Source organism: Candidatus Thioglobus sp., from assembly GCA_028228555.1.
Lineage (GTDB): Bacteria > Pseudomonadota > Gammaproteobacteria > PS1 > Pseudothioglobaceae > Thioglobus_A.
Genome location: JAOJBP010000023.1, coordinates 1 through 4,082 on the forward strand (window position 1 = coordinate 1; position 4,082 = coordinate 4,082).

4 protein-coding genes are annotated in these 4,082 nt (G+C 35.2%); all 4 read right to left on the reverse strand.

Annotated elements, in window-relative coordinates; all coding sequences use genetic code 11:
• Window positions 1–45: 45 nt before the first annotated feature.
• On the reverse strand, window positions 46–459 hold the full coding sequence (locus N9Y32_06870; protein ID MDB2590731.1) for a hypothetical protein: 414 nt from the start codon (window positions 457–459) through the stop codon (window positions 46–48).
• 14 nt (window positions 460–473) lie between these two features.
• The gene (locus N9Y32_06875) at window positions 474–899 is read right to left on the reverse strand and encodes a hypothetical protein (GenBank protein ID MDB2590732.1); all 426 of its coding nucleotides are present in this window, start codon (window positions 897–899) and stop codon (window positions 474–476) included.
• 102 nt (window positions 900–1,001) lie between these two features.
• Window positions 1,002–2,864: a di-heme-cytochrome C peroxidase gene (locus N9Y32_06880; protein ID MDB2590733.1), complete on the reverse strand. Its 1,863-nt coding sequence runs from the start codon at window positions 2,862–2,864 to the stop codon at window positions 1,002–1,004.
• A gap of 52 nt (window positions 2,865–2,916) precedes the next feature.
• On the reverse strand, window positions 2,917–4,017 hold the full coding sequence (locus N9Y32_06885) for a catalase (protein ID MDB2590734.1): 1,101 nt from the start codon (window positions 4,015–4,017) through the stop codon (window positions 2,917–2,919).
• Between the last annotated feature and the right edge of the window lie 65 nt (window positions 4,018–4,082).

Consider the following 4,082-nt stretch of genomic DNA (forward strand, 5'->3'; position numbering starts at 1 on the left):
AACAGAGATTTGATTTGTAGATTTTTTTAAGTTAGGAAATATAAATCAAATCTTCTGATTATCTTCTCCTCCCGGTAGCTTCTCTTTTGCCAGCCATATTGCCAGCATACAAAATGTAAACACAAGCACTGTTAAGGCAATCTCCCAGCCAACAATTTTTGGCTCAGAAATAGTCATCAATATTGCTGACACAAAGCCTAACAGCAAAGCGTTCATCCCTTCTTTTATGCTAGGTGAGAAAAGCAAGAAAAGCAAGTCAATACTAGCAGCCAAAGCCAAGGCAAAAGCTGCTGTCTTAAGTGGATGAATATGATTAATAAGACCTAGATTTGTTTTGCCTAATAATGCACCTAAGCTAATATCGAATAGAGCTAATACAATTACAAAAAAAGCCACTGTAGCAATAACTATTTCAGCAGATACTTTAATTTTAAGAGCGATGTTATTTATTTTATCCATAGTTTTTTGCATTGTTAATCAAGCATGCCTCTTATATAGTTCGTTGGACTGGTAAATGATTGGACGCCACGACTCATATCATTTCTCATAATATTCATATCTCGACTCATGATTACAATAGATGGCGCCATAAGCTCTATAGATGAACGCATACTGTCTAAATCTTCAGACATTAATTGGTACATATTATTAATGTTACTATCTAAATCCTTAACCGTTAATCTAAGTCCAATAAACTCATTCTTCATTGTGCTCATATCACCAGACATTGTGTAAATATTTTTAGATATGCCGTTTATATCCCTACGCAATACTTTTATATCACCACTCATTTGATTTATATTATGACTCATCTGGTTTATATTGCCTGCCATTGATGAAATTTCCCCTCTCATATAGCGCATAGAAAGCATCATATCGTACATTACATACATCAGCATACCTCCACCTACTAAAGCAGCAATTATCGCTAATATTTTTGATATCGAAATATTACTCTGCATATTCTCTCCTTAAGAGATTCCTTCAAAGTTCACAAAACCCTAAAGACTCTTTAAATATTCTAATAAACTTAACTTGTCTTTTTTGGATAAATTTACTCCGTACTCATGTCCTGAATTTAAATTTCCAGGCAGTTTTGTATCAATTAGAAGTGCATTTACACCAGTATTATTTTCAGAAAAACCAACCTTTACTGGATCAAATTTTGGTGAACCAGTTCTAAACCTATCGGGTCGATTATTTTGCGCTTCTAAAAGATCTGCAAGCGTTGGCACTGAGCCATTATGGAGAAATGGTCCGGTTACCCAAACACCATTAAGCGGTTTAGCGCGATATTGGGCTGTCTCCAAACTTTCTAAACATTTCGCATCTGCTTTAGAAAAGCCTGCTCCATTCTTGGCAATTAAATCGTACAAAGCAGATTTATTATTATCTCGCATTTTAAGTGTTGACGCTATTTGCTTTGGGGTAGCGTTAGCATTTTGCATGCGTTCTATCAGTCGTTTATCAGATTCTCTGGTCTCTATATTTGGATTAGACAGATAATCAGCAACTGTTTTTTCTGCAGAAGAGAAAAGACCCTTAAAAATATCAGCTAAAGAGTCTGTCAATTCACTTTTCTCTTCGCTCAAATCATTAATAATAACAGCTACACTCATATGATCAAGAATCTGATTGGCATAAGTCTCTTGGCATAAAGGTGTTCCAGCGATATAAAGAGAGTTTCTGCCTTCAAGTGGGCCCGTGGCCACAACGCGCGATGCATATGACATTGCCGTGCCTGGGTCAGTGCCTATTTCAGTTAATGCAGTATTATTAATTTGAATAGTATTTAAAACCCTACTCTTGCTAGAGTCAATTTCAACATGACATGAAGCGCAATGAGATTTATAAATTTTAGAACCCTTCTTAACTAAGCTGTCATTTAGTTTAGGTAAAAAACCCCTATTAGAAAGCTCTTTCCAAGAAGGTGAGCGAAGAGTTTTTAATTTATCTTCAATATCAATTAGGTTTGTCGTTTTAATGGAATTTTCATATCCAACATTAAGCTTAGAACTTATAGTTGAAACCTCCCCAAAAACTCCAAGAACTTGTCCAACATTTCTTGCAAGCACTCCAGCATGGTCATTTGGAACCACGCCAATATATTGAACAAAATCTAGATATGGTGTATCCCAAATATATGGATAACTAGCTGGCGCGTTAGCAGGGCGTGCATTGTCTGGCCTGCTTATCATTTTTGCAGTAACCTGATTAAGGATAACGTTCAACGCATCAGCTCGGCCTGGACCTGGTAATGTTTCTGCGTTATTGCGTTCATGCCAGTTTTGTTGTTTCTGAATAGCAGTCCTAAGGCGAGCTTTAACCTTAATAATATCGTGACCTAAGCGCTCAGAAAATCTAATAAGTTTGTCGGAGTCTTTATATGTAGCCTCCATACTTGCGAGAAGATTTTTCATAAATGACCATAAATCAAAATTAGATACACCTCCATCAACTAAAACCGTCTTGGAATCAATGACAACTTCTGACGTGTGACAAGCGGCGCAATTTATACCCAAATGACGTTCATTGCTATATAAACTATTGTCGATTGTCATTCCAATAGGCAGGGCATCTATATTACTATGAGATTTTTTCCATGGAATTAATCCAAAGTTTTTTAGGTGAGGATCACTTCTAAATAAATCTGTGCTATTTGTCTGCTCTAGTGCAAGAAACCAATCATATAAGATAATAGGCGAACCTTGCGGTGTAAAATAGAAAAATTCACGATCAGATTCATCCCATCCTTGATCTAGTGTCACTAAACTGGAGTTATTGTCAAAAAATGCAAAAAGTTGCTGTGTTGAAACTAAAAGCATTAACGCAATAGCTTGCAATAACTTACTTAAAAATTTCATAAATATTTTTTACTCACATTTGGGATCGACACGGTTAATTTCATAATTGCAATTAATTATCATTATTCATCGTTCGACGAACATCGCTTGTTTTCTCATAAACCATTCCGCGCATAGCGTTAATGACACCTAAAGGCTTATGATCTTCAATAGAATGCCAAGGGTTGTAACTAAGCCTTTCACACATAGCATTATTGTCTGCTGTATCAAAAGTTTGAGGAGGAATTATAATTTGAGCAATTGGCACAAATGGAAATTTATCTTCGTCCCAATTATCATAATTATTTAAATCAACACCAGAGAGCTCGCCTCTATCTTGCAACATAAACTCCATGCAAGCAGATTTATTTTTTAAAGTTTCTTGCATGGAGGCTCTTAAGAAATTCTTTCCAGGCGGCTTATCAGACTCTACTTGCATATTAGGCTTACATGAACGAACCGAGTATCTTACAACATGGGGATTAATGTCTATAGAGCCAAGCTGATAAGGAGTTACTGAGTAATACTGAGTAAACAAAGGGTTGTCTATATGTTGAGAAAGCATCTTAGCGGCTGTAATAGTTCCATTTAACCCAATATCAAATGGTATGTGCAAAAAATCTGAGATTTTTCCAGCATCAAATCGTTCAAAAAATTCTGCTGAACTTTTAGCATCATTTAAAAAAAATGAAGGATGAGAAAGTAAAACAAAATCCTGTGAATCTTTATAAATAGGATCTTGAATTAATTTAATGCCATTGACTCCAAATACCTTTATTGCCATCCCTCTAGTATCCCCATCATGATCATCACCAGAATCATTAGTAGAGCCATTGGAGAAGCGAATCAAGGCTTTATATGAGGCACCAGGTTTGAAAATTCCTTTAGCGAGAGTAGTGCTCTCTAAGGCATCATTAATTTTAAATTCACTCTTAACACATCCATTTGCTTTCGCATGAACATTTCTTCGCGCATATCCTTTAACATAATCAGAAAGAACTTTATCAGATAAAGTTTTAACTACTCGTTGTGTATCTTTTACTTCTTGTGGTTCTAATATATCACTAATTTGATAACGAGAACTATCTTGCGATGATAAAGTATCTAGAGCAATACTCTGTGTTGATAGATTTATAGTTAGTATAAAAAATAGTATCTGTGTTGTTTTATTCATTCGACTTACTCCTTATTTTTGGCAATAAGTTATTATGAATATATTTTCACTAATCTTATTAATAA

Coding starts and splice junctions, on each gene's coding strand:
- N9Y32_06885 (MDB2590734.1), bottom strand. CDS start 4,017: ATGAATAAAACAACACAGATACTATTTTTTATACTAACTATAAATCTA.
- N9Y32_06870 (MDB2590731.1), bottom strand. CDS start 459: ATGGATAAAATAAATAACATCGCTCTTAAAATTAAAGTATCTGCTGAA.
- N9Y32_06880 (MDB2590733.1), bottom strand. CDS start 2,864: ATGAAATTTTTAAGTAAGTTATTGCAAGCTATTGCGTTAATGCTTTTA.
- N9Y32_06875 (MDB2590732.1), bottom strand. CDS start 899: ATGCTGATGTATGTAATGTACGATATGATGCTTTCTATGCGCTATATG.